This is a genomic window from Corynebacterium tardum, assembly GCF_046717785.1.
GTDB lineage: Bacteria > Actinomycetota > Actinomycetes > Mycobacteriales > Mycobacteriaceae > Corynebacterium.
The window spans coordinates 1,329,775-1,354,064 of record NZ_CP177104.1; the positions used below are offsets into that span (position 1 = coordinate 1,329,775).

General features: G+C 63.9%; 20 protein-coding genes and 1 pseudogene. 10 read left to right on the forward strand and 11 right to left on the reverse strand.

What is annotated here, in order from left to right:
• Positions 1-32 precede the first annotated feature (32 nt).
• The gene (gene tkt, locus ACLI1P_RS06390; RefSeq protein ID WP_411709699.1) at positions 33-2,102 is read right to left on the reverse strand and encodes a transketolase; all 2,070 of its coding nucleotides are present in this window, start codon (positions 2,100-2,102) and stop codon (positions 33-35) included.
• A gap of 290 nt (positions 2,103-2,392) precedes the next feature.
• Here tkt and ACLI1P_RS06395 point away from each other — a divergent pair, with 290 nt between their 5' ends.
• Positions 2,393-3,337: a heme o synthase gene (locus tag ACLI1P_RS06395; protein WP_306506858.1), complete on the forward strand. Its 945-nt coding sequence runs from the start codon at positions 2,393-2,395 to the stop codon at positions 3,335-3,337.
• Positions 3,338-3,367: 30 nt separating this feature from the next.
• Here the strand turns inward: ACLI1P_RS06395 and ACLI1P_RS06400 are convergent, their stop codons facing one another.
• From ACLI1P_RS06400 to mptB, 5 genes and pseudogenes are all read right to left on the reverse strand, one after another.
• Complete coding sequence (locus ACLI1P_RS06400) at positions 3,368-4,336, reverse strand: quinone oxidoreductase family protein (RefSeq protein ID WP_296131734.1); 969 nt, start codon at positions 4,334-4,336, stop codon at positions 3,368-3,370.
• A 108-nt stretch (positions 4,337-4,444) separates the two neighbouring features.
• A pseudogene (locus ACLI1P_RS06405) lies at positions 4,445-5,412 on the reverse strand (COX15/CtaA family protein).
• A 79-nt stretch (positions 5,413-5,491) separates the two neighbouring features.
• Positions 5,492-6,253: an ABC transporter permease gene (locus ACLI1P_RS06410; protein WP_306506857.1), complete on the reverse strand. Its 762-nt coding sequence runs from the start codon at positions 6,251-6,253 to the stop codon at positions 5,492-5,494.
• Between the two features lie 99 nt (positions 6,254-6,352).
• Positions 6,353-7,297 (reverse strand): ABC transporter ATP-binding protein, encoded by a 945-nt coding sequence (locus tag ACLI1P_RS06415; RefSeq protein WP_306508083.1) that lies wholly within the window; start codon positions 7,295-7,297, stop codon positions 6,353-6,355.
• A 6-nt stretch (positions 7,298-7,303) separates the two neighbouring features.
• The gene (gene mptB, locus ACLI1P_RS06420) at positions 7,304-9,037 is read right to left on the reverse strand and encodes a polyprenol phosphomannose-dependent alpha 1,6 mannosyltransferase MptB (RefSeq protein WP_306508084.1); all 1,734 of its coding nucleotides are present in this window, start codon (positions 9,035-9,037) and stop codon (positions 7,304-7,306) included.
• Positions 9,038-9,190: 153 nt separating this feature from the next.
• On the opposite strand from mptB, the gene ACLI1P_RS06425 reads away from it, so the two are divergent.
• From ACLI1P_RS06425 to ACLI1P_RS06460, 8 genes are all read left to right on the forward strand, one after another.
• Entirely contained in the window at positions 9,191-9,925 is a 735-nt protein-coding gene (locus ACLI1P_RS06425) for a helix-turn-helix transcriptional regulator (protein WP_306508085.1), read from the forward strand.
• Between the two features lie 38 nt (positions 9,926-9,963).
• Entirely contained in the window at positions 9,964-11,409 is a 1,446-nt protein-coding gene (sufB, locus tag ACLI1P_RS06430; RefSeq protein WP_408930487.1) for a Fe-S cluster assembly protein SufB, read from the forward strand.
• Positions 11,410-12,600: a Fe-S cluster assembly protein SufD gene (gene sufD / locus ACLI1P_RS06435; protein WP_306508086.1), complete on the forward strand. Its 1,191-nt coding sequence runs from the start codon at positions 11,410-11,412 to the stop codon at positions 12,598-12,600.
• Positions 12,601-12,627: 27 nt separating this feature from the next.
• Positions 12,628-13,386 carry a Fe-S cluster assembly ATPase SufC gene (sufC, locus tag ACLI1P_RS06440; RefSeq protein ID WP_296131710.1) on the forward strand — a complete coding sequence of 253 codons (759 nt, stop codon included), beginning with the start codon at positions 12,628-12,630 and terminating at the stop codon, positions 13,384-13,386.
• A gap of 56 nt (positions 13,387-13,442) precedes the next feature.
• Positions 13,443-14,690, forward strand: coding sequence for a cysteine desulfurase (locus ACLI1P_RS06445; RefSeq protein ID WP_296131707.1), 1,248 nt, complete (start codon positions 13,443-13,445; stop codon positions 14,688-14,690).
• Positions 14,687-15,136: a Fe-S cluster assembly sulfur transfer protein SufU gene (sufU, locus tag ACLI1P_RS06450; protein ID WP_296131704.1), complete on the forward strand. Its 450-nt coding sequence runs from the start codon at positions 14,687-14,689 to the stop codon at positions 15,134-15,136. Before ACLI1P_RS06445 ends, sufU begins: the two co-directional genes overlap by 4 nt.
• The gene (locus ACLI1P_RS06455) at positions 15,137-15,562 is read left to right on the forward strand and encodes a metal-sulfur cluster assembly factor (RefSeq protein ID WP_296131702.1); all 426 of its coding nucleotides are present in this window, start codon (positions 15,137-15,139) and stop codon (positions 15,560-15,562) included.
• A 240-nt stretch (positions 15,563-15,802) separates the two neighbouring features.
• A complete protein-coding gene (locus ACLI1P_RS06460) occupies positions 15,803-17,434 on the forward strand; it encodes an ABC-F family ATP-binding cassette domain-containing protein (RefSeq protein ID WP_408930488.1) in 1,632 nt (543 codons plus the stop codon).
• A 39-nt stretch (positions 17,435-17,473) separates the two neighbouring features.
• Here ACLI1P_RS06460 and ACLI1P_RS06465 read toward each other — a convergent pair whose 3' ends face one another.
• Together ACLI1P_RS06465 and ACLI1P_RS06470 are read right to left on the reverse strand one after the other, a co-directional pair.
• A complete protein-coding gene (locus ACLI1P_RS06465; RefSeq protein WP_408930489.1) occupies positions 17,474-18,838 on the reverse strand; it encodes a PFL family protein in 1,365 nt (454 codons plus the stop codon).
• Positions 18,839-18,868: 30 nt separating this feature from the next.
• Positions 18,869-19,138, reverse strand: a complete 270-nt coding sequence (locus ACLI1P_RS06470) for an ACT domain-containing protein (RefSeq protein ID WP_296131694.1) — start codon at positions 19,136-19,138, stop codon at positions 18,869-18,871.
• 80 nt (positions 19,139-19,218) lie between these two features.
• On the opposite strand from ACLI1P_RS06470, the gene ACLI1P_RS06475 reads away from it, so the two are divergent.
• Positions 19,219-19,908: an NAD(P)-binding oxidoreductase gene (locus ACLI1P_RS06475; protein ID WP_408930490.1), complete on the forward strand. Its 690-nt coding sequence runs from the start codon at positions 19,219-19,221 to the stop codon at positions 19,906-19,908.
• A gap of 35 nt (positions 19,909-19,943) precedes the next feature.
• Here ACLI1P_RS06475 and ACLI1P_RS06480 read toward each other — a convergent pair whose 3' ends face one another.
• The 3 genes from ACLI1P_RS06480 to can form a co-directional block, all read right to left on the reverse strand.
• Positions 19,944-20,675, reverse strand: coding sequence for a hypothetical protein (locus ACLI1P_RS06480; RefSeq protein ID WP_408930491.1), 732 nt, complete (start codon positions 20,673-20,675; stop codon positions 19,944-19,946).
• 56 nt (positions 20,676-20,731) lie between these two features.
• On the reverse strand, positions 20,732-21,295 hold the full coding sequence (locus ACLI1P_RS06485; RefSeq protein WP_408930492.1) for a TetR/AcrR family transcriptional regulator: 564 nt from the start codon (positions 21,293-21,295) through the stop codon (positions 20,732-20,734).
• 172 nt (positions 21,296-21,467) lie between these two features.
• Positions 21,468-24,284, reverse strand: a complete 2,817-nt coding sequence (can, locus tag ACLI1P_RS06490) for an aconitate hydratase (protein ID WP_408930493.1) — start codon at positions 24,282-24,284, stop codon at positions 21,468-21,470.
• Between the last annotated feature and the right edge of the window lie 6 nt (positions 24,285-24,290).

Consider the following 24,290-nt stretch of genomic DNA (forward strand, 5'->3'; position numbering starts at 1 on the left):
GTTTTGCGTTGTCCTTTCCAGGAATGGTGAATCTAGGCGGCGTCGTTCAGCGCGGCGCGGGCGGCGTCAGCGACGGCTTCCGCGGTGAAGCCGAACTCCTCAAAGAGCGTGCCGGCCGGGGCGGAGGCACCGAAGTGCTCGAGGGAGACAGTGCGGCCGAAGGTGCCGGTGTACTTGTGCCACGGCAGGGACACGCCAGCCTCGACCGAGACGCGGGCGCGAATGGAGGAGGGAAGAACGGACTCGCGGTATTCAGCATCCTGCTCATCAAACCACTCCAGGCAGGGAGCGGACACCACGCGGGTCGCGGTGCCCTCGGCCTCCAGCTGCTGTGCGGCCTCCACCGCAAGCTGCACCTCGGAGCCGGTAGCCAGCAGGATCACGTCCGGAGAGTCCTTGGATGCTTCGACAAGGATGTACGCACCGCGGCGCACGCCCTCAGGCGCCTTTTCCTTGGTGCCCTCCAGAACCGGCAGGCCCTGGCGTGACAGGGCCAGGCCCTTCGGGGCGGCCTTGTGCTCCAGCGCTGCGGCCCAGCACTGCGCGGTCTCGTTGGCGTCGGCCGGGCGGATAACGGACAAGTTCGGGATAGCGCGCAGAGCCGCCAGGGTCTCCACCGGCTGGTGCGTCGGGCCGTCTTCGCCCAGACCAATGGAGTCGTGCGTCCATACGTAGTAGGTGTCCGTGGACATCAGAGCGCCCAGGCGGACGGCGGGGTACTGGTACTCGGAGAAGATAAGGAAGGTGCCGCCGTAGACGCGGGTGTTGCCGTGCAGGGCGATACCGTTCATGATGGCTGCCATCGCGTGCTCGCGGATACCGAAGTGGAGGTTGCGCCCGTACGGCTGCGCGGCCCACGCGCCGGTGGTGATGGACTCCGGGCCGAAGGAATCCGCGCCCTTGATCACAGTGTTGTTGGACCCGGCCAGGTCAGCGGAGCCACCCCACATCTCCGGCAGGGCCGCGGCCAGGGCCTGGATGGCGGCCTCGGAGGCCTTACGCGTGGCCAGAGACTCTCCCGGCTCCCAGGTCGGCAGCTCGGCGGCGAAGTTCTCCGGGAGCTCACGCGCCTGGAGGCGGTCGAAGAGCTTCTTCTCCTCCGGATGGGCAGCCGCCCACGCGTCGAACTTCTCCTGCCACTGCGCGTGCTTCTCAGCTCCCCGCTCGGCCAACTTTCGGGTGTGCTCAAGGACATCCGCATCGATGTGGAAGGACTGCTCCGGGTCGAAGCCGAGGATCTCCTTGGTGGCGGCCACCTCGTCCTCACCCAAGGCGGCACCGTGCACGCCGCCGGTGTTCATCTTGTTCGGGGCAGGGTAGCCAATGACCGTCTTCACGCGAATGAAGGATGGGCGAGTGGTCTCCGCGCGAGCTGCAGCCGCGGCTGCTTCGAGCGCTTCGACGTCCTCGCCGGATTCCACCGTCTGCACGTGCCAGCCGTAGGCCTCGTAGCGCTTGACCACGTCCTCATTGAAGGCAATGTTGGTGTCATCTTCGATGGAGATGCGGTTGTCATCCCAGAAGACGATGAGGTTGCCCAGCTGCTGGGTGCCGGCCAGCGAGGACGCCTCCGCGGTAACCCCCTCCTGGAGGTCGCCGTCCGAGGAGATGACGTAGACGAAGTGGTCGAAGGGGGACTCCCCGGCGGGGGCGGAGCCATCGAACAGCCCGCGCTCCTTGCGCGCCGCCATGGCCATGCCGACTGCCGACGCCAAGCCCTGGCCCAGCGGGCCGGTGGTGATCTCCACGCCGTCGGTGTGGTGCACCTCCGGGTGGCCCGGGGTCTTCGAGCCCCAGGTACGCAAGGACTTCAGGTCCTCCATCTCGAGGCCGAAACCGCCGAGGAAGAGCTGAATGTACTGGGTCAGCGAGGAGTGGCCCACCGAGAGAACGAAGCGGTCGCGGCCAGCCCAGTGCACGTCAGCCGGATCGTGGTTGAGCACGCGCTGGTAGAGGGTGTATGCCAGCGGGGCGAGCGACATGGCGGTGCCGGGGTGGCCCGAACCGCACTTCTGGACGGCATCGGCAGCCAGCACGCGCACGGTATCCACGGCGCGAGTGTCGAGGTCACTCCAGTCAGACGGATAGCGGCGCTGGACCATAGCCTGCAGTTCTGGGGACAACTTATCGTGCGACACGGTGGAAACCTCACTTCGCTTCTGGAAACAGATATACCGTCTAACAGTGTAAAGGTTTTTGATCCCCCGGCGGGGAATTATTGAAACCACGTCGTGAGCGGTAGGCTGGCATGGTTGACAGCGCCACGTACGGCGCTATGACGGCGCCCAAGACGATGCCGGGAACTTTTGGCACCCTGGGGCCGACAACTACTTCAGACCTACACACCAGACCCGAGCCGCTTGTCGTAGCGGGATAGACGGAGGATAGTTCCTTGGAGACCATCAAGGCCTACTTTGCGCTCACGAAACCGAGGATCATCGAGCTCCTCCTCGTGGCGGCAATCCCGGCCATGCTCCAAGCGGAGCGCGGTTTCGAAGCCGTCTCCTCTAACTTCTGGCTCATTATCTCCACCATCTTCGGCGGCTGGATGGGCGCCGCGGCAGCGCACACGTTTAACAACGTCGTGGACTATGAAATCGACCAGAAGATGCAGCGCACCCGCGCACGGCCCTTGGTGCGCGCGAAGATTTCGCGCCGCAATGCCGCCATCTTTGCCTGGATCATGCTGGCTCTGTCCGTCTTCTGGCTGGGCGTGCTGGCGCATTCCTGGCTCGCGGCCTTCTTCGTGCTGCTCACGAACTTCTTCTACGTGTTCGTCTACACCAAGTTCCTCAAGATGCGGAACTCGCAGAATATTGTGTGGGGTGGCCTCGCTGGCTGCATGCCCGCCATGGTGGGCTGGGCCGTTATCCGTGACAACGCCCCGGCAGGGGAGCCGGACCGCTGGTGGCAGGCCATCGTGCTCTTCCTCATTATCTTCTTCTGGACACCGCCGCACACGTGGGCGCTGGCCATGAAGTACAAGGAGGACTACCGCAAGGCAGGAGTGCCGATGCTGCCGGTCGTGGCCCCGGAGAAGGAAGTCACCCGCCAGATCGTGTGGTACACCGTCGGCACCGTGATCGTGACCTTCCTGATCATTCCGGCTGCCTCGTGGATCTACCTCGTGGCGGCAGTAGCCTCCGGCGCGGTGTTCTTAGCCATGGCCATCCGCCTGCATCAGGGGGTCAAGCAGGGCGCCAAGGTCAAGCCCATGCGCTTGTTTATCTACTCCAACAACTACCTGTCCGTGCTGTTTATCGGCCTGTCTATCGACGCCGTGCTGGGCTGGGAGCCCATCGGCCGGATGCTGGGCTGGTCAGCGGCGCTGTTCTAGGCCCTGCCCCCCAGGAGGGACCGACAGGAATTAGTCTTCGCGGACGCGGAGCACGATGGACCCCGTGGTCTTTCGCTCCTGTAGGTCGCGGTGGGCCCGTGCGGCGTCGGCAAGCGGGTATTCCGCCGAAACCCGGAAGCTCACGTCCCCCTCCGTGACCGCCTGTACCACCGCCTGCGCGCGCATCTGGAACTCTCCCTCCTGGGCCGTCCATGCGCCCAGCGACGGGCGGGTAAGGAAGATGGAGCCGTGCTTGTTGAGCAGCTGCGGATCCATGGGCTCCACCGGGCCCGACGCCGCGCCAAAGAGCGCCACGGTGCCGCGGGGGCGCACGACCTCGAGGGACTCCTGGAACGTCGCCTTGCCCACGCCGTCATAGACCACGTCGACGCCGCGGCCGCCGTTGTGGCGGCGAACCTGCTCCGCCAAACCGCTGCCATAGCGAAAGACGTGGTCCGCGCCGGCCTCGTACGCCAGGGCCTCCTTCTCATCGGTGGACACCACCGAGTAGATCGTGGCGCCGAGTGCCTTCGCCATCTGGGTCAGCACCAAGCCCACTCCGCCGGCACCGGCGGTGATGAGGCAGGAAGCGCCTTCCCCGAGTTGGTACACGCCCTGGGAGAGGTAGTGGGCAGTCATGCCCTGCAGAAGCATTGAGCCTGCAACAGCAGACGGGATCTCATCCGGGACGGCAACGACGCGCTCGCGGGGGACGCAGACCTGCTCGGCATAGGAGCCAAAGGCGTGGTCCCAAGCCACCATGGTGCCCTCGGCGATTTCCCCCTTGGGATCGTGGACCACCCGGCCGGCGCCCTCAAAGCCGGGGATGAAGGGCACAGAGGCGTTGTAGATACCCTCGCGGTAGTAGGTGTCGATGTAGTTGACCCCGGCCACGGTGACGTTGACCAGCAACTGATCGTCCGTGGGGGCCGGGGCGTCGACGTCGGTGTAGGTGAGGACCTCGGGTCCTCCTGTCTGGGTCACCTGAATAGCATGCATAGCTACAGGTTAACGGACAATCCTGCGGCATCGCAGGAAAGTCGCAGCAAAAAGGCCCACAGTGCTTCTGGGCTTCGTGCACGTGGGCCTGTAGGGCTTTCCGGAGGCTTAGGAGGCGTGGGTTGTGTGGGGTGTAATGCGGCGCTTGCCGTGTGCCCACAGCAACGCGGTGTACGCGGTGACTACGGAGGACATGCCGACGTGGAAGGGCACCGTCCAGCGGGGGATGTGCATGTAGAACTGTGCGACACCGATGGCCCACTGGATGAGAATGCAAGCGATGAGGACCCAGCCGGCCTTTTCGCGGGCGCCGGTGCGTTGGTACGGTGCAGCAAGAAAGCCACCACCAGAGTTAGCGCAAGGTAGACGTACATGCACACGGCGTGGATGACGGCCATCCCGTAGGTGTCGACGCCGAGGCGGCCTTCCATGCCCACGCCAGCATCACCCGAGTGGGTGCCGGAACCGGTAACGAACGTGCCGGTGAGCAGAACAATGCCGAGCGCCACGGCGGCGATGACGGCCGTGGTGCGCACAGCGGCGGGGAAGATGCGAGTCGGTGTGCCGTTGTCCGGCTCATTGATGCGGGAATACAGCATGGCGGCGATCCACACCAGCGCCATGGAGGGCAGGAAGTGCAGAGCGACGGACCACCACGACAGCTGGAGTTTGACGGACAGGGCGCCGATGAGCGCCTGGACAGCAATACCGGCCAGCCCCAGCCAGGCATACACCTTGAGCTCCGTGCGGCGGTGCGCGCGGTGCATGGCCACGATGGTGGCCACGGCGGCAGCACCAACGACGAAGGTAAGCAGGCGGTTGCCAAACTCAATGGCTTGGTGCAGCATCGGCGCGGCGCCGGCGAGCGGCACCAGCGAACCTGGGTGGCAGTTCGGCCACGTGACGCAGCCCAACCCGGACCCCGTCACGCGCACCACCGCTCCGGAGACGGTAATACCCGCCTGGCAGAGCAGAAGGATGAGCGCGATGATGCGCTGCGTCTTCACGGAGGGCCCGGCGGTGGATGCGGTGGGCCGGGCGGGGCTTTGAACTGTCGACGAATTGGCGGTACTCACGGCTTAATAGCCTACCGCTCGGGCGCCACCGGAACTAATACCACGGCGCTTGAGAGCCCGCTGGGGAGAAAAGTCACATTTAGCCCTCGAAACGGAACCAACGCACCGCGGCAAACGACGCCACCGCCGCCCAGCCCGCCAGCACCAGGAGCTGGAATCCCGGGAAGGTACCCGTGAACGCATTGTCTAGCCCACTGGCCAGGGCCACCGTCGGCACCACGGTCAGGAGGCCATCGTTGCCCAGCCCCTGCGAATACATGGCCCAGCCCACGACGCCGAGGAGCAGGAACCAGATGAGGTTGGCCACCGCCAGAACGATTTCTGAGCTCAGCGTGCCGCCCAGCAGTAGGCCCAAGGCCGTAAAGGTGGCTACACCGAGTACTAGCGTCAGCGCGCCGACGGCAATGCCCGCTGGGCCCACGCGCAGGCCCAAGAACGCCGCCACCGCGCCGAGGACCACCACTTGGACGACCACCATGGACAAAACCGCCAGGATCTTGCCCACCACGATGGCCCAGGCCGGCACCCCCGAGGCGCCCGTGCGCTTGAGCGCTCCGTAGCGTCGGTCAAAGGCAAGAGAGATGGCCTGCCCGGTGAAACCGGAAGAGGTTGCCGCCACAGCGAGGACCATGGGGAAGATCTCTTCCACGCCATGCCCCGTGATGTCTTTCATCTGCGCCGCACCGATGAGGATGGCCAAGGGCACGACGACGCTAAGCAGCTGCTGCTCACCGTGGCGCAACATGAGCTTGGACTCGATTGTGCCTTGCGCCCGGGCCATGGCGGCCACGCCCACGCGTTTCGGTTTGGGGCTAAAGGTGCCGGGGGCGAAGGTGCTCATGGGGGGAGTCTCCTTGGGGTTGAGGGTGGGTCGTGGACAGGGTTGAGGGTGGGTCGTGGACAGGGTTGGGGTGGGTCGTGGACAGGGTTGGGGAGGGGCCTAGCTGCGGAGTTCGCGGCCAGTAAGGTCGAGGAAGACATCTTCGAGGTTGCGGTGAGAGGTATCCAGGCTGCGCAACGTCACGTTCTGGGCGGCCAGCGCGCCGGCTAAGGTCGCGATGATGTCCGGGGTCACGGAGGTAACGAGCCGGTAGTGCAGCGGCCGAATGGCTTCGGCGGCGATGCCCGCGTGGTGCAACGCCGCCAGATCTACCTCCGTGGCGGTCTCAAAGCTGACCTGCGGGGTGTCAGCGGAGTCCATGAGCTCCTTGGTGGTGCCGCTGGCGACAATTTCGCCGTGATCGATGATGACCACGCGGTCCGCCAACGCTTCGGCCTCATCCATGAGGTGTGTGGTGAGAACCACGGTCACGCCGTCGGCGCGCAGTGAGCGGATAAGCTCCCAAACGGCCAAGCGCGACTGCGCATCCATGCCGGCGGTGGGCTCGTCCAGAAAGACCAGTTCCGGCCTGCCGATGATGGCCAAGGCGAGGGACAGTCGCTGCTGCTGGCCACCGGAGAGGCGGCGGTAGGTGTTGGTGGCCACGCCGCCCAGTCCCAGGGAGTCCAGCAGCCAGTCGGGATCGAGAGGGTCCTCGTTATAGGAGGCGCTCAGGTGCAGCATCTCTCGGACCTTGATGCCGGAGTAGGAACCGCCGCCCTGCAGCATGATTCCGATCCGCGCGCGCACCGCGTCCGGGGTACGTGCGGGGTCGAGTCCCAAAACGGAAATCCGCCCTGCGCTGGGTTTCTTAAAGCCCTCGCACATCTCGATCGTGGTGGTTTTGCCCGCTCCGTTGGGGCCCAGCAGGCAGAGGATTTCGCCGCGGTTGACTTGGAAGGTCAGGCCATTCACGGCGGCGACCTCACCGTAGCTTTTAACTACATCGTCCAGGGAAAGCGCTGGTTCTTCGCCGTGGTGGGCAGGGATAGCTGGGGAGTTCACGAAGGCCTAGTTTAGGACACGCACACCCGTTCTGCGCAATGCCACCCATCCGACTACGGCCACCACAGCAAAGGTTCCAAGGGCGGCTAGATAGATGGCCAGCACCGTGCCGGGCGGCAATCCGAGGCCGCGCGGAAGCACGATGAAACTCATCACGGAGGAATAGATCACCACCGCCATACGGAAGAAGCGGCGGTTCGCCCACGCCGCCAAGGGCAGGACCGCCCACAGGATGTACCACGGCTGGACCACGGGGAAGAACACCACGAGAACGAACGTAGAAACGCCGAGCCCGCCCACGGGGTGAATGGCCCCGCGCAAGGTGGCAAAAAGCATGCGGCCCATGAACGCTACTGCGATCAAGACACCCACGGCGCGCGTCACGGTAAGGATCGCCTCGGTGTGATCCCCCAGCCCTAGGAGCATGCCAAGGAAGCCAGCGCCGACGCCTATCGACGTCGTGGTGGACAGCCATGAGCGAATAGTTGCCGCGCCGCCTTGCCCGAAGATCCACCCAATATCGATGCCAGTAATCAAGGTGACGAGCACGATGGACACGGCCAGCACTGCGAGCTGGATGAAGCTGGCGGTCAGGACCGCGCGCAGCGCCGACCACACGCGCTTCTGCATGAACCTGCGCGCCAGGGCCATCCCGACGAAGCCGAGCCCGATGAAGCCGGTGACCTTGACCATTCCGGCGCAGGAGATCAGCACGCCCGATGCGGCACAGAGCGCCCAGGGGTGCCAGCGCTGCGCTGGAGAATCGTCGACCGCTCGCAGGCCCAGCTCCACGCCGACCAGCGCCAAGCCGAGCATGACGGCCTCGTTGTGAATACCGCCGACCAAGTGCAGGATGGTCAGGGGGTTGAGGATGCCAAGCCACAGTGCTGCTTCCGGCGTGACTCGGCAGCGCGCGGCGAGTCGGGTGATGGCCCAGCCGGCGGCGACGATTCCGATCAACGACAGCACGCGGTGTAGCAACACCCCCCAGGCAATCGAATTGCCGGTCAGCCAACTCACCGCGGCAGCAAGCCCCAGGGCTACCGGGCCGTACGGCGAAGGCGAGTTTGCCCAGATAAACGGCACTGAGCGTGCGAGGTCGTCCGCGGTGCCGAGCAGTTCCACCGGGCCGGCAGAATAGGGATCGAGGCCTTGGAGCACGATGGAGCCGTTAGCCAGGTAGGAGTAAATATCCTGCGTGAAAAGGGGAGCGGTAGCCAGGAAGGGGAGGACCCACCCGAGCCACGTGCGCCACATCTGGGACTGCGTAACCACGTGTGGCGCGTGGCTGAACCGCTCGGGGGCAACATGACCGTCGGCCGAGCGTCGGCGCAGCGGTGCGCCCACGAGAAACGCCATGGCCACCCACGCCAGGACCATGAATGCTACGCCAATGAAGACGAGGGCGGATGCGGATTGCAGCATTCGGGCCATCAGTGAGCCGAAGGGGAAAGACTCGTACGGGTTTCCCACCACCGGCAGTGCGCCGGCCCCCACCCCGCCGAGGGCGATGAGCAGCGCACCGGTGGTTCCTATCCACCGCAGAGCGAACAAGGTGCGCAACTGCGCGATGGTCCGGCGATGCGCCTCGTGGAGGCCGCCGGAAAGCGCCGCGGGGTCGTCTTCGTGCAGCTGGGCCGAGCGGGAGCCGGGGAAACCCATGCGGGGCAGCTCCTCCCGCACGCCCCACAGGGCGCGTTCGAACCGCCCCGATCGGGTGTAGTGGCGCTGCTTCTCCATGAGTGTCTACCTTAGACGCTCGCGGTCAGTGCGGGCAGTCGGCGCGACATGCAGCGAAAAAGTGGAAATCGGGAATGAATTAAGGAACACTAGTGTTGTCTAAACAGAGACGGCTTTAACGCACACGAGAACGCACTTGAGGAGGTGTACACCGTGGCTAAGGAAAATAAGGAGACCCGCTCTACCGAGGGGGACACCCGCCGTCATGTCATGTTGTTGCTTCTCAAGGATGGCCCGGTCACGGCCTCGTACTTGGGCGAGCGGCTTGGTCTCTCGGCCGCCGGCATCCGCCGGCATTTAGACATCTTGGTTGAAGAAGGACTTACTGAGGTGGTCCACCGCCGCCCGCCGGCCCGCCCGGGCCACGCGGCGGGCCGTGGCCGCCCAGCCAAACACTTTCGCCTCACCGATCAGGGCCGTGCTCAGTTCGGACACGCCTACGACGAGCTTGCGTCGGAAGCGCTGACCGCGCTGCGGGATGCCGGGGGGCCGGAGGCGGTTCGCCGCTTCGCACGGGCTCGCTTCGAGCGCCTCGTGGAGGACGTGAAGCCGCTGGTGACCGAGGATGAATCGGTCCCGGAGGTAGCTCAGCAGCTGGCGGAGATACTGGATGCCCACGGCTACGCTGCCACAGTCACTACCGTGGGCCACGGCGTGCAGATCTGCCAGCATCATTGCCCGGTGGCTCACGTGGCCGCGGAGCACCCGGAGCTGTGCGAGGCGGAACAGGAAGTCTTCTCTGCCTTGTTAGGAACACACGTGCAGCCCTTGGCCTCCATTGCTGATGGCCATGGCATCTGCACCACAAATATCCCCATTACTCCCGTTCCGCCCTCGGCACCGGCTGCGCAGGACGCGCAAGCCGTGCGGGCGGCGGACGGACAATAAACGCTAATCGATGAGAAACGACGAGAAAGGAGCGGGCTTTGACACAGGCACAACCAGCACCAGGGCTTGAGACCAAGATGAGCGATGACGAGATCATCTCCTCCATCGGCGGCTACGACTACGGCTGGCACGATTCCGACGAAGCCGGCCAGGCAGCACACCGCGGATTGAGCGAGGATGTCGTCCGCGACATTTCGGAGAAGAAGAACGAGCCGGAATGGATGCTCGAGTCGCGCCTCAAGGCTTTGCGCGTGTTTAATAAGAAGCCGGTTCCCACCTGGGGCCCGGATCTGTCCGCCATTGACTTCGACAACATTAAGTACTTCGTCCGCTCCACCGAGAAGCAGGCCCAGACCTGGGACGACCTTCCGGCAGATATCAAGGAGACCTACGACAAGCTAGGTATCCCGGACGCAGAGAAGAAGCGCTTGGTCTCCGGCGTGGCCGCTCAGTACGAGTCCGAGGTGGTCTACCACAAGATCCGCGAGGACCTTGAGGCCCAGGGCGTTATCTTCGTCGATACCGATACCGCTGTGCGTGAGTACCCGGAGATCCTGCAGGAGTACTTCGGCACCGTGATCCCGGCCGGCGACAACAAGTTCTCCGCGCTGAACAACGCCTGCTGGTCCGGCGGTTCCTTCGTGTACGTGCCGAAGGGTGTGCACGTGGACATCCCGCTGCAGGCTTACTTCCGCATCAACACCGAGAACATGGGCCAGTTCGAGCGCACCCTCATCGTTGTGGAGGAGGGCGCATACGTCCACTACATCGAGGGCTGCACGGCCCCGATCTACAACTCGGACTCCCTGCACACCGGCGTTATTGAGATCGTGGTTAAGAAGGGCGGACGCTGCCGCTACACCACGATCCAGAACTGGTCCACCAACGTCTACAACCTGGTGACTCAGCGCGCCAAGGTGGAAGAAGGCGGCACCATGGAATGGGTCGATGGCAACATCGGCTCCAAGGTGACCATGAAGTACCCGTCCTGCTGGCTCACCGGTGAGCACGCTAAGGGCGAGGTGCTTTCCCTGGCCTTCGCGGCGGACAACCAGGTGCAGGACACCGGCTCCAAGATGATTCACATGGCGCCGAACACCTCCTCCAATATCGTGTCCAAGTCGGTGGCTCGCAACGGTGGCCGCGCCGCCTACCGCGGTCTGGTGCAGGTCAACAACAACGCCTCGAACTCCACCGCTAACGTCGAGTGCGACGCATTGCTGGTGGACAACAACTCGCGTTCGGATACCTACCCGTACAACGACATCCGCAACGATCACGTCACTTTGGGCCACGAGGCAACTGTCTCCCAGGTCTCCGAGGAGCAGCTGTTCTACCTCATGTCCCGCGGCATTGCCGAGGAAGAGGCCATGGCCATGATCGTGCGCGGCTTTGTCGAGCCTATTGCCAAGGAGCTCCCGATGGAATATGCCCTGGAGCTGAACCGTCTTATCGAACTGCAGATGGAAGGATCGGTGGGCTAAGTGGTAGCCTCCAACGAATTCAACCCCGCTGACGTCACCAAGGGCGATCAGTTCACCTCGTTTAACGTCGAGGACTTCCCGGTCCCGCACGGCCGCGACGAGGTATGGCGCTTCATTGCCCTGCGTAACCTGCGTGGCCTGCACAACGGCGAGTTCGCCCCGGCCACCGCGCAGAAAATTGAGGTCGCTGCTCCGGAGGGCGTGACCTCCGAGACCGTCGCGCCTGACGACGCCCGACTGGGCACCGCCGGCGCCCCCGCCGACCGCGTAGCCGCGCAGGCGTGGACGTCCATGCCGGAGGCGCAGGTCATCACGATCGATGCCGAGAAGCAGCTGGACAAGCCGGTGGAGATCACCATCACCGGCGCGGGCGAGGGCGTGACGTCCTTCGGTGCCACCTCCATCCACGTAGGCCATCACACCGAGGCCACCGTTGTGCTTAAGTACGTCGGCTCCGGCACCCACGCGGACAACGTGGAGTTCGTGCTGGACGATGGCGCTCAGGTCACCGTCGTCGTAGACGCCGACTGGGAGAACGACGCAGTGCACCTCTCGCACCAGGTGGCCAAGCTCGGCCGCGACGCGGTGCTGCGCCACAACGCCGCCATCTTCGGCGGCGAGATCGTCCGTCTTGTCCCGCGCGTGGTCTTCGACGGCCCCGGCGGCGACGCGGAGCTGCTTGGCGTCTACTTCGCCGACGCCGGCCAGTACTTCGAGAACCGCCTGCTGGTGGACCATGACGTGCCGAACTGCCGCTCCCGCGTGTTCTACAAGGGTGCTCTGCAGGGCGCCTCCGCCGCGGAGAAGGAAGAGGCGGGTTCGAACTCCCGAACCCCGGAGGCTCGTACCTGCTGGGTCGGTGACGTGCTCATCCGCAAGGACGCGAACAACACCGATACCTACGAGACCAACAACAACCTCATCCTTACCGAGGGTGCGCGCGCGGACGCCATCCCGAACCTGGAGATCCAGACCGGAGAGATTGTTGGTGCTGGTCACGCCGCCACCGTAGGCCGCTTCGACGACCTTGAGCTGTTCTACCTCATGTCCCGCGGTATCCCTGCCGCCGAGGCCCGCCGCCTCATCATTCGCGGCTTCTTCTCCGAAGTCATCTCCCGCATCCCGGTCGAGTCCCTGCGCGAGGATCTGGAATCCCGCGTCGTCGACGAGCTGGCTAAGATCAACGCTTAACACTTCCCGAAAGCAGGTACTAACTCCATGTCTACTCTGGAAATCAAGAATCTCCACGCGCAGGTGCTCCCCAACGAGGAGGACGGCGAGCCGAAAGAGATCCTCAAGGGTGTCAACCTCACCATCAAGTCCGGTGAGACCCACGCCGTGATGGGCCCGAACGGTTCTGGCAAGTCCACACTGTCCTACGTCATCGCTGGCCACCCCAAGTACGAGGTCACCGAGGGCGAGGTGCTGCTCGACGGCGAAAACCTCCTCGAGATGGAGGTGGACGAGCGCGCCCGCGCCGGCCTCTTCCTGGCTATGCAGTACCCGACTGAGGTCCCGGGCGTGAAAATGGCCCAGTTCATGCGCTCCGCAGTCACCGCCGTGCGCGGCGAGGCCCCGAAGCTGCGCGAATGGAACAAGGAGCTCACGGACGCTCGTGAGAAGCTCTCCATCGATAAGTCCTTTGCGCACCGCTCCGTTAACGAGGGCTTCTCCGGCGGCGAGAAGAAGCGCCACGAGGTCATGCAGCTCGATCTGCTCAAGCCGAAGTTCGCCGTCATGGACGAGACGGACTCCGGCCTGGACGTCGACGCCCTGCGCGTCGTCTCCGAGGGCATCAACCGCTACCAGGAGGAGACCAACGGTGGCATCCTCCTCATCACCCACTACAAGCGCATCCTCAACTACGTCACTCCGGACTTCGTCCACGTCTTTGCTGACGGCCACGTCATCAAGACCGGCGGCGCCGAGCTGGCTGACCAGCTTGAGGCAGACGGCTACGACCAGTTCCTCAAGTAGCGGCAGCGCGCACACCTTTTCACCGCAACCAACCACAGAACCGAGCATAAGGATTTATGTCTGATCTAGACGTCACAGCGATTAGGGAGCAGTTCCCCATCCTCCAGCGCACAGTGCGCGATGGTAAACCCCTGGTGTACCTGGATTCGGGTGCGACCTCGCAACGTCCGCTGCCGGTGTGGAAGGCGGAGGAGAACTTCGTGCTGGGCACCAACGCCCCGGTTCACCGTGGCTCGTACCAGCTGGCGGAGGAGGCCGACGAGGCCTATGAGTCCGCCCGCCAGGCCATCGCAGACTTCGTGGGTGCGGACCGCGACGAAATCGCGTTCACCAAGAACGCCACCGAGGCGCTTAATGAAGTTGCTTACGTGCTCAGCGATGAGCGCGCGGGTGAGTTCTACGTGGGCGAGGGCGATACCGTCGTGGTCACCGAGCTCGAGCATCATGCAAACCTCGTACCGTGGCAGGAGCTGTGCCAGCGCACCGGCGCCACGCTGAAGTGGTACTCCATGACCGAGGATGGGCGGATTGACCTCGACTCGCTCGAGCTCGACGACTCCGTCAAGGTCGTGGCGTTTACCCACCAGTCCAACGTGACGGGTGCCATCTCGCCCGTCGCCGAGCTGGTGCGCCGTGCTCACTCGGTCGGGGCCATGGTAGTGCTCGATGCCTGCCAGTCCGTCCCGCACATGCCGGTGGACTTCCACGCGCTGGACGTGGACTTCGCGGCGTTCTCTGGCCACAAGATGTGCGGTCCCTCGGGCGTCGGTGCGCTCTACGGCAAAGCGGAGCTGCTGGACAAGCTGCCGCCGTTCCTCACCGGCGGCTCCATGATTGAGGTCGTGAAGATGGAGGGCACCACCTTCGCCGAACCGCCGACGCGCTTCGAGGCCGGTACCCAGATGACCAGCCAAGTTGTGGGCTTGGGTGCCGCGGTGAAGTTCCTCGACGAGGTGGGCATGGACGCCATTCATGCCCACGAGAAGAAGCTCACCGCCTACGCCCTTGAGCAGCTTACCCAGATCCCGGGTCTGCGTATCATCGGCCCCGAAAGCGCCGAGGAGCGCGGGGGAGCGGTGTCCTTCGTCGTCGAGGGAATCCACCCGCACGATCTGGGGCAGGTGCTCGACGCACACGGCGTGTCCATTCGCACCGGCCATCACTGCGCATGGCCGCTGCACCGCGCGTGCCAGGTGAATTCGACCGCGCGCGCCAGCTTTTACCTGTACAACACCGAGGACGAGGTCGACGCCCTCGTAGAGGCGGTGCGGGCTGCCCGTACCTTCTTTGGAGTGAGCGAATGAACCTAGATTCCATGTACCAGGACGTCATCCTGGATCACTATAAGAACCCGAAGTTCTCCGGCCTGCGCGAAGGACAGGCGGAGGTCCACCACGTCAACCCCTCCTGCGGCGACGAGATCACCTTGCGCGTGAAGCTGTCCGCTGACGGGAAGACAGTGGAGGACGTGTCCTACGACGCCGAGGGCTGCTCCATCTCGCAGGCCTCAACCTCCGTCATGGCGGAGGAGATCGTGGGTATCCCGCTGGATGAGGCCAACGCCAAGCTCGAAGAGTTTGACCGGATGGTGACCTCCCGCGGTGAGGTCGAGGGAGACGACGAGATTATCGGGGACGGCATCGCCTTTGCCGGCGTGGCCAAGTTCCCCGCCCGTGTTAAGTGCGCACTGCTGGGGTGGAAGGCCTTCCAGGCTGCCACCGCGCAGGCGCTGACCGAATTGGAGAAGTAGATGGCGGATACCACTAGCGATAACCACCCGACCGACCCGTACCAGGACGAAAACGCCAACTTCGGTGGCGGCGGAATCAAGCCTGAGCAGACCGAAGAGCAGATTGCCAAAGCCTTCGACATCACCGAGTACCTCCGGGACGTCATCGACCCGGAGCTGGGCATTAACGTTGTTGACTTGGGCCTGGTCTATGACCTGTGGCTCGAGGACATCAACGGCAAAAACACCTGCGTTATCAACATGACGCTGACGTCCCCGGCCTGCCCGCTGACGGACGTTATTGGTGAGCAGATCGACGACGTGGTGGTGGGCAACAAGCTTGCCGACGCCGTCCAGCTCAACTGGGTGTGGATGCCGCCGTGGGGCCCGAACATGATCACCGAGGAGGGCCGCGAGATGCTCCAGGCCCTCGGCTTCGCCGTGTAGCCTCTCACGCGACGCCGCGGCGTACTGCACCGCCTTTCTCACGTTTCCAGATCCCCAGACCTCGATCCCCATACACCCTGTCGGACGTCGTCAAGCACTGCGTCACAGCGCACACGCGAACAGGGAGTTGCGGGTTTCGGGTCTGGGGATCTGAACTTCGACGCTGGGGCAGCTCCCGTTCCGTCGCCCGGCCGCCGTGCGGTTCGGGTTTATCTGCGCTGGTTGCTAGACTGTTTCGACGTGATTGTGACCAATGATTTCGAGGTGCGCGTGGGCGCACGGACGCTTCTCGACGCTCCCGGCCAGCACCTTCGCGTGCAGGCAGGGGACCGCATCGGCCTAGTCGGCCGCAATGGTGCGGGAAAGACCACGACGATGCGCATCTTGGCCGGCGAAACCGAGCCTTACGGCGGCTCGGTGACACGCTCCGGCCCCATTGGTTACCTCCCGCAGGATTCCCGCGAAGGCAACATCGAGCAGACCGCGCGCGAGCGCGTGCTCTCCGCACGAGGTCTCGATGAGATCAAGCGGCGTATGGCCAAGCAGCAGGAGCTCATGGAGACGGCAACGGACGACAAATTCCGCGATAAGGCCATCCGCAAGTTCTCCCGCTTGGAAGAGGAATACCATTCCCTCGGCGGCTATGAGGCGGATTCTGAGTGCGCGCAGATCTGCGACAACCTAGGCCTGCCGCAGCGCGTCCTCGACCAGCAGCTCAAGACGCTTTCCGGTGGTCAGCGCCGCCGTGTGGAACTGGCACAGATTCTGTTCGCAGCATCTGCTGGCTCCGGCAAGTCCCAGACCACGCTGTTGCTCGATGAGCCCACGAACCACCTCGATGCTGACTCCATTACCTGGCTGCGCGGCTTCCTGGCCAAGCACGAGGGCGGGCTGGTCATGATTTCGCACGACGTGGACCTGCTCGAGGCGGTGTGCAACAAGGTCTGGTTCCTCGACGCCGTGCGTGCGGAGGCCGATGTCTACAACATGGGCTTTAAGAAGTACCTCGATGCCCGCGCCACCGATGAGGCTCGCCGCCGCCGCGAGCGCGCCAACGCGGAGAAGAAGGCTTCGGCCCTGCAAAAGCAGGCCGCCAAACTGGGTGCGAAGGCCACAAAGGCCGCCGCCGCCAAGCAGATGCTGCACCGCGCCGAGCGCATGATGAGCGAGCTTGATGATGTCCGCGTGGCCGACAAGGTCGCCCACATCAAGTTCCCCGAGCCTGCGCCGTGCGGCAAGACCCCGATGAACGCGAAGGGCCTGACCAAGATGTACGGCTCGCTCGAGGTCTTCGCGGGCGTGGACCTAGCCATCGATAAGGGCTCGCGTGTCGTGGTGCTGGGCTATAACGGTGCTGGTAAGACGACCCTGCTCAAGCTGCTGGCGGGAGTGGAGCGCACCGACGGCGAGGGTGGCATCGTCTCCGGCCATGGCCTGCGCATTGGCTACTTTGCCCAGGAGCACGACAACATCGATCCGGACAAAACGGTGTGGGAGAACACCATCGAGGCCTGCCCGGATGCCGGCCAGCAGGACCTTCGCGGCCTGCTGGGTGCCTTCATGTTCTCCGGCGACAAGCTGGAGCAGCCCGCCGGCACACTCTCCGGCGGTGAGAAGACCCGTTTGTCCCTGGCCACGCTGGTGTCCTCGCGCGCGAACGTGCTGCTTCTCGACGAGCCCACGAACAACCTCGACCCGCAGTCCCGCGAGCAAGTGCTCGACGCACTGGGCACTTACACCGGAGCCGTGGTCCTCGTGACCCACGACCCGGGCGCGGTCAAGGCGCTCAACCCGGAGCGCGTCATCATCATGCCGGATGGCGATGAGGACCTGTGGAACGACGAGTACATGGAGATCGTCGAACTGGCCTAACCGCCGCCCGGCCTAACGTCCGCGCGGCAACGGCTCACTCTAGTTGCGGAAGCCGTGCACCGGCGCCGGGATAAAGCCGCCGCGGTTGATGAAGGTGGCGTTGCCCACCTCGTTCACTGGGATGACGGGGGCGTAGCCCAGCAAGCCGCCGAAGTTGACCTCGTCGCCGGCCTGAGTGCCCGGGGCGGGGATGACGCGCACGGCAGTCGTCTTATGGTTCATGACGCCGATGGCTGCCTCGTCCGCGATCATTCCGGCGATGGTTTCGGCGGAGGTATCGCCTGGGATGGCGATCATGTCGAGTCCCACCGAGCAGATGGAGGTCATTGCCTCCAGCTTGTCAATGGAGATAGCGCCGCTGCGCACCGCATCGATCATGCCCTTGTCCTCGGAAACCGGGATGAAGGAACCGGACAAGCCGCCCACGCGGGAGCAGGCCATCATGCCGCCCTTCTTCACGGCGTCGTTCAGCAGCGCAAGTGCTGCCGTGGTGCCGTGCGTGCCCACCTGATCCAGGCCCATGTGCTCGAGGATGTGGGCAACGGAATCGCCCAACTCAGCGGTGGGGGCCAGGGAGAGGTCGATGATTCCGAAGGGAACCCCGAGGCGCTCGGAGGCCATGGAGCCCACGAGCTGACCGGCACGCGTGACCTTGAAGGCGGCCTTCTTGACCTCTTCGGCCACCTCGTTGAGGGAGGCGCCCTCGAGGGAACCGAGCGCACGGTCCACGACGCCGGGTCCGGAGACGCCAACGGAGACAACGCAGTCCGGCTCCTCCACACCGTGGAAGGCGCCCGCCATGAAGGGGTTATCGCCCACGGAGTTGGCAAAGATCACAAGCTTGGCGCAGCCAATGGCGCTGCGGTCCTTGGTCAGCTCGGCGGCCTCCTTGATCACGCGGCCCATCTGTGCGGCGGCGTTCATGTTGATGCCGGCGCGGGAGGAGGCAATGTTGACTGAAGAGCAGACCAGGTTGGTATCCGCCAGTGCTTCCGGAATGGAGCGAATAAGTATCTTCTCTGCGATGGTCGCGCCCTTTTCTACGAGCGCGGAGTAGCCGCCGACGAAGTCTACGCCGGTCTCGGTTGCCGCACGGTCGAGCGCGCGGGCGATGTCCACGGGGTTTCCCTCGACGCCGGCGGCGATGAGGGAGACCGGGGTGACGGAGATGCGCTTGTTCACAATCGGAATGCCGAGGTCCGCCTCGATGCCCTGGCAGACCTCCACGAGCTGGCCCGCGCGGCTGGTGACGTGATCATAGACAGCTTGCGCGGTGGCCTCCATCGTAGGGCGCGTGCAGCCTAGCAGGGAAATGCCCATGGTGACGGTGCGAATGTCGAGGCGGTACTTCTCGATCATCTCGATCGTGTCGAGAATGCTGACAGTATTAAAACGGTTGAGCATGACTGGTCCTTGTGTGAGTCCGGGGAGCGCTTAGAGGTCGTTCATGGCGGTAAACAGCGCCTCAGACTGGACGCGGATGGACTGATTGATGGACTCACCCACGCTATTCATCTTGTCCTGGATCTCCCGGATGGTGACGTCGTCCTCTGCAAACTCCACGCGCAGAATCATGGTGAAGTAGCCGGACATCAGGGTCTGGGAGACATCCACGATGTTGACGTTGAGCTCGGCAAGGGCGGTGGTCACGGATGCGATGATGCCGGTGCGATCGGCACCGGTGACAGTCATGATGGCAATCATGCCCCGATTGTAACCTGCGTGCTTTAGCCCGCTGTCCAGCGGTCCTGCATTACCGCACGCACCCGCGTACGGTGGCGGCCATGACTGATACGACAACTAACGCACGTAAGAAGGCTCTCTACATCGGCGGGCACGGCAAGGTGGGCCTGCTAGCGACGCCGAAGCTTGTCGACGCTAACCTGGACGTCCACTCGCTCATCCGCAACCCCAACCAGGTGCCGGACATCGAGGCGCTGGGTGCAACGCCGGTACTGCGCGATCTCACCGAGATCAGCGAAGAGCAGTGGGCGGAGCTGCTCGGTGACTACGATGTTGTTGTCTGGGGCGCCGGCAACGGTGGCCGTGCCGGTGCTGACGTGACCTGGGCCGTTGACCGCGACGCCGCGCTGGCCTCGATCGCGGGCATGGAGAAGCTCGCTGCCGAGGGCAAGAACGCTCCCGCCTACATCATGATTTCCTACATGGGCGCTACGACGAATACCACCGACCCGGCGGACGAGGCGTGGTACGCCTACGTCGAGTCCAAGAAGTCCGTGGACAAGAAGCTTAACTCCACCGACCTTAATTACCTCATTCTTGGCCCGGCAGCCCTGACGGAGGAGCCCTCGCGGGGCATTACCGTCGTCGAAGACAATTCCGAGCTGACGGGGGACCAGCACACCTCGCGCGATCTGGTGGCCGATGTTGTTGCGGAGCTGGCCTCCCGCGAGACCCTGCCGGACTCCCCGCTGGAGTTTATTGACGGCGAGGGCAGCGTCAAGGACATTTAAGAACGCTGCACCTGTGCGTGCAGGGCTTAGACGGCCTAGACAGCGTCGAGCCCTGCTCTGACCTGTGCCTCGGTGAGGCCGTGGCGAAAACTGGCCTCACTGATCGGCTTGGTGGCTACGTGCGCGGCTAGATACCAGCCGTTGGGCCGGTCAAACAGTGCCTCTTCTTCACGGTTGACCTCCACGATGCCCCTGCGCTTGAACCCGTCGCTGTCAATCTCAGAGCAGAACACCTCGGTGTTCACCTCCTCGGTCGAGCCGTTGGGCAGCTGAATGCGCGCCTTGGCCATGTACTCATATTCCCGGGGATCATGCTCGTGGTTTATCACTCCAACCACCCAAATCTCGCTGATGAGCGCCGGATAGTAGTTCACCCACCCGTGGCGGGTAGCGCTGTCAACGCGGAATGCTCCCACTACCTTGCGCCAGACTGAATGAGCTAGGTAGGCAGCACCGGCCAGGCACACCAGCCCGAAAACTATAGTGATGAGCAGGTAGAGAAAGACCGAGAGTTCGCCTCTGGCGCCTACCGCGAAGGCCCACGCAAGTATAACGAGCAATGGCGCGCTCACGGTTCGGACCAGTAAGGGCCACCACTTCAGCGCAGATATACCGGGCCTGCGCCCGGCGGCGTAGGCAGCCGCGGCCACCGCCGGCGTTACCGGGGCTGGGTTGGGGGAGCGAACCGATGCGAAGCTATCGGGGATGAAGCGATCAGAGTAGAAGTGCTTCCCGAAGTCGAACGGAGCGAGTGTGTACTGGTTCATCGGAGCTAGTTCACCCAATTTCCAAACTCGGACGGAGCGGTAACCTAGCTCACATTCTACCGTGTGCTACGGATAGACTGTTCCACCACATCGAGAACCTTCTCCAGGTTCTCCGTATCACCCAGCGCTAGCCTGTTGATAAAACCATCCATGAAGGTTTCCAGATAGGTCACGAGAGCGTCGATCGACATATCGTCGCGCAGCCGGCCCTGCTCAGCGTTGGACTCCAAGCGGGCCCGCACGGCCTTGTCCAGTACCTGCTGCTCCTCGCGCCAGCGGGTAGCGAAAGAGGGGTCGGTGCGCAGCATCGAGGTGACCTCGAGGCGGGTAGCCAGCCAGTCGTGACGTTCGGGGTGGCGGAGCATCTCGCTCATCACCTCCACCAAACCGTTGTTGGCCACGACCTCGGCCTCACGGGCGGCGTCCTCCCGCGCAAGGGCCAAGAAGAGCGACTCCTTATCGCCGAAGTGGTGGAAGATGGCACCGCGGGACTTTCCAGTGGCTTGCTCAAGCAGTCGCACGGTCGCGCCTTCGTAGCCATGCTCGGCAAAGCACTTGCGGGCGCCGACGAGGATGTCGTGTCGGCGGCGGTTAAGTTCGGAGTCGCTCATGATCGGCATGGCTAACGGGTCTCCTTTGAAGGCGCAGCGGAAAGCGGAAATGTGGGAAGAAAAGAAGAGAAAAGAATAGGGCATGAGAAAGGCCAGCCAGCATGTGGTGTTGCTAGCTGGCCCTTCCGGCTACCGGTAGCCCCGCGGCGTGCGCAGCGCTACGCGGTGGTGGTCGCGGCGTTTAGGCCTTGACCATCTGGCGCAGCACAAACTGCAGGATGCCGCCGTGGCGGTAGTAGTCAGCCTCACCAGGCGTGTCGATGCGGACCTTGGCATCGAACTCGACGGTCTCGCCGGACTCCTTGGTGGCGGTCACGTGAACCGACTTCGGGATGCCGCCCTCGTTCAGGGCCGCGATGCCATCGATGTCGAAGGTCTCGGTGCCGTCCAAGCCCAGAGACTCGTGGGACTCGCCCTCCGGGAACTGCAGCGGGATAACGCCCATACCGATGAGGTTGGAGCGGTGGATGCGCTCGAAGGACTCGGTGATGACGGCCTTGACACCCAGCAGGTTGGTGCCCTTGGCAGCCCAGTCGCGGGAGGAACCGGTGCCGTACTCCTTGCCGGCCAGGACGACCAGCGGGATGTCAGCGGCCTTGTAGTTCTCGCACGCGTCGAAGATGAAGGACTGCGGTGCGCCCTCCTGGGTGAAGTCACGGGTGTAGCCACCGGCAACGTCCACCAGCTGGTTCTGCAGGCGGATGTTGGCGAAGGTACCTCGCATCATGACCTCGTGGTTACCACGACGGGAACCCAGGGAGTTGTAGTCCTGGCGCGCCACACCATTCTCATCCAGGTACTGGGCAGCCGGGGTGCCCGGCTTGATGGAGGAGGCGGGGGAGATGTGGTCGGTGGTCACGGAGTCACCGAGCTTAGCCAACACGCGAGCGCCCTTGATGTCCTGGACCGGCTCCGGGTCGGTCGGCATGCCGTCGAAGTACGGTGCCTTGCGGATGTAGGTGGAGTCCTCGTTCCACTGGAAGGTCTCGCCCTCCGGAACGTCCAGGTTGCGCCATGCATCGTCGCCCTTGAAGACGTCGGCGTAGTCCGCCTCGTACAGCTCGCGGGAGATAGCCTGCTGGATGGTGTCTTCGATCTCCTGCGGGGAGGGCCAGATGTCCTTGAGGAAGACATCGTTGCCGTCCTTGTCCTGGCCCAGCGCCTGGGTCTCGAAGTCGAAGTCCATGGTGCCGGCAATAGCGTAGGCGATGACCATAATGGGGGATGCCAAGTAGTTCATCTTGACGTCCGGGGAGATGCGGCCCTCAAAGTTGCGGTTACCGGACAGCACTGCGGTGGCTGCCAGGTCGTGCTCGTTGATGGCGTTGGAGATCTCCTCCGGCAGCGGGCCGGAGTTACCGATACAGGTGGTGCAGCCGAAGCCGGAGAGGTAGAAGCCCAGGGCCTCCAGGTCCTTCCACAGGTCTGCGCGCTGGAAGTAACCATCGACCACCTGGGAGCCCGGGGCGCAAATGGTCTTGACCCACGGCTTGGAGGTCAGGCCCTTCTCTGCAGCCTTGCGGGCGATGAGGCCAGCGCCCACCATGACGGACGGGTTGGAGGTGTTGGTGCAGGAGGTGATGGAGGCAATGGCCACCATGCCGTGGTCCAGGGTGTACTCGCCGCCGTTCGGGGAGGTCACGGTCACCGGGGTGGACTGGCGTCCGGAGCTGCCCTTGGCAGCGGACTCGCCCTCGCCCTGGCGGGACTTGTTCAGGCCGCCGGTGACGTCAACGAGAGAGTTCTCGTCGCCGCCCTCAGCGGTCATGCGCTTTGCGGCCACGGTGGACTCGTCAGCCACGACGTCGCCAGAAGCGTAGGTCGGCAGATCCTTACGGAACTGCTCCTTCGCCTCGGACAGCAGGATGCGGTCCTGCGGGCGCTTCGGGCCGGCGATGGACGGAACGACGGTGGACAGGTCCAGCTCGAGGTACTCGGAGTACTTTGCCTCCGGAGCGTCCTGCTCCAGCCACATGCCCTGTGCCTTGGCGTAAGCCTCGACGCGGTCGATCTGCTCCTGCGGGCGGCCGGTGAGCTCGAGGTACTTGATGGTCTCCTCGTCGATCGGGAAGATTGCGGCGGTGGAGCCGAACTCCGGGGACATGTTGCCGATGGTGGCGCGGTTAGCCAGCGGCACGGACTTCACGCCGTTGCCGTAGAACTCGACAAACTTCTGGACTACGCCGTGCTCACGGAGCATCTCGGTGATGGTCAGAACGACGTCGGTAGCCGTCACGCCGGTCGGAATCTCGCCGGTGAGCTTGAAGCCGACGACGCGCGGGATGAGCATGGACACCGGCTGGCCCAGCATGGCAGCCTCGGCCTCGATGCCGCCGACGCCCCAGCCCAGGATGCCCAGGCCGTTTTCCATGGTGGTGTGGGAGTCAGTACCAATACAGGTATCCGGGTAAGCAAGGCCCTCGTTGTCGAAGACGACGCGGGACAGGTACTCAATGTTGACCTGGTGGACAATACCGGTTCCCGGGGGAACAACGCGGAAGTTGGAGAAGTTCTCAGCACCCCAGCGCAGGAACTGGTAGCGCTCCTGGTTGCGCTCGTACTCGATCTCTACGTTCTTCTCCAGAGCCTCGGAAGAACCGAAGGCCTCAACGATAACGGAGTGGTCAATGACCATCTCTGCCGGGTTGAGCGGGTTAACCTGGTCCGGCTTACCGCCCAGTGCAGCGATGGCCTCACGCATGGTGGCGAGGTCAACCACGCAAGGAACGCCCGTGAAGTCCTGCATGAGGACGCGGGCCGGGGTGAACTGGATCTCCGTGTCCGGCTCGGCGGACGGATCCCAGTTAGCCAAGGCGTTGATGTGATCCTTGGTTACGTTCTTGCCATCCTCGTAGCGCAGCTGGTTCTCAGCCAGCACCTTGAGGGAGTACGGCAGCTTCTCCAGGCCCTCAACCGCGTTGATATCAAAGTAGTCGTAGGACTTACCGTTGACATCTAGGGTCTTCTTGGCGCCGAAGGAGTTCAGGCTTTCAGTCACAGGGAG

Excerpts from the sequence above, each read along its gene's own strand:
- ACLI1P_RS06485 (WP_408930492.1), bottom strand. The coding sequence starts at position 21,295 with ATGCCGATCATGAGCGACTCCGAACTTAACCGCCGCCGACACGACATC.
- ACLI1P_RS06470 (WP_296131694.1), bottom strand. The coding sequence starts at position 19,138 with ATGATTGCCATCATGACTGTCACCGGTGCCGATCGCACCGGCATCATC.
- sufC (WP_296131710.1), top strand. The coding sequence starts at position 12,628 with ATGTCTACTCTGGAAATCAAGAATCTCCACGCGCAGGTGCTCCCCAAC.
- sufU (WP_296131704.1), top strand. The coding sequence starts at position 14,687 with ATGAACCTAGATTCCATGTACCAGGACGTCATCCTGGATCACTATAAG.
- ACLI1P_RS06480 (WP_408930491.1), bottom strand. The coding sequence starts at position 20,675 with ATGAACCAGTACACACTCGCTCCGTTCGACTTCGGGAAGCACTTCTAC.
- ACLI1P_RS06445 (WP_296131707.1), top strand. The coding sequence starts at position 13,443 with ATGTCTGATCTAGACGTCACAGCGATTAGGGAGCAGTTCCCCATCCTC.
- ACLI1P_RS06475 (WP_408930490.1), top strand. The coding sequence starts at position 19,219 with ATGACTGATACGACAACTAACGCACGTAAGAAGGCTCTCTACATCGGC.
- tkt (WP_411709699.1), bottom strand. The coding sequence starts at position 2,102 with ATGGTCCAGCGCCGCTATCCGTCTGACTGGAGTGACCTCGACACTCGC.
- ACLI1P_RS06455 (WP_296131702.1), top strand. The coding sequence starts at position 15,137 with ATGGCGGATACCACTAGCGATAACCACCCGACCGACCCGTACCAGGAC.
- ACLI1P_RS06465 (WP_408930489.1), bottom strand. The coding sequence starts at position 18,838 with ATGCTCAACCGTTTTAATACTGTCAGCATTCTCGACACGATCGAGATG.
- ACLI1P_RS06400 (WP_296131734.1), bottom strand. The coding sequence starts at position 4,336 with ATGCATGCTATTCAGGTGACCCAGACAGGAGGACCCGAGGTCCTCACC.
- mptB (WP_306508084.1), bottom strand. The coding sequence starts at position 9,037 with ATGGAGAAGCAGCGCCACTACACCCGATCGGGGCGGTTCGAACGCGCC.
- ACLI1P_RS06410 (WP_306506857.1), bottom strand. The coding sequence starts at position 6,253 with ATGAGCACCTTCGCCCCCGGCACCTTTAGCCCCAAACCGAAACGCGTG.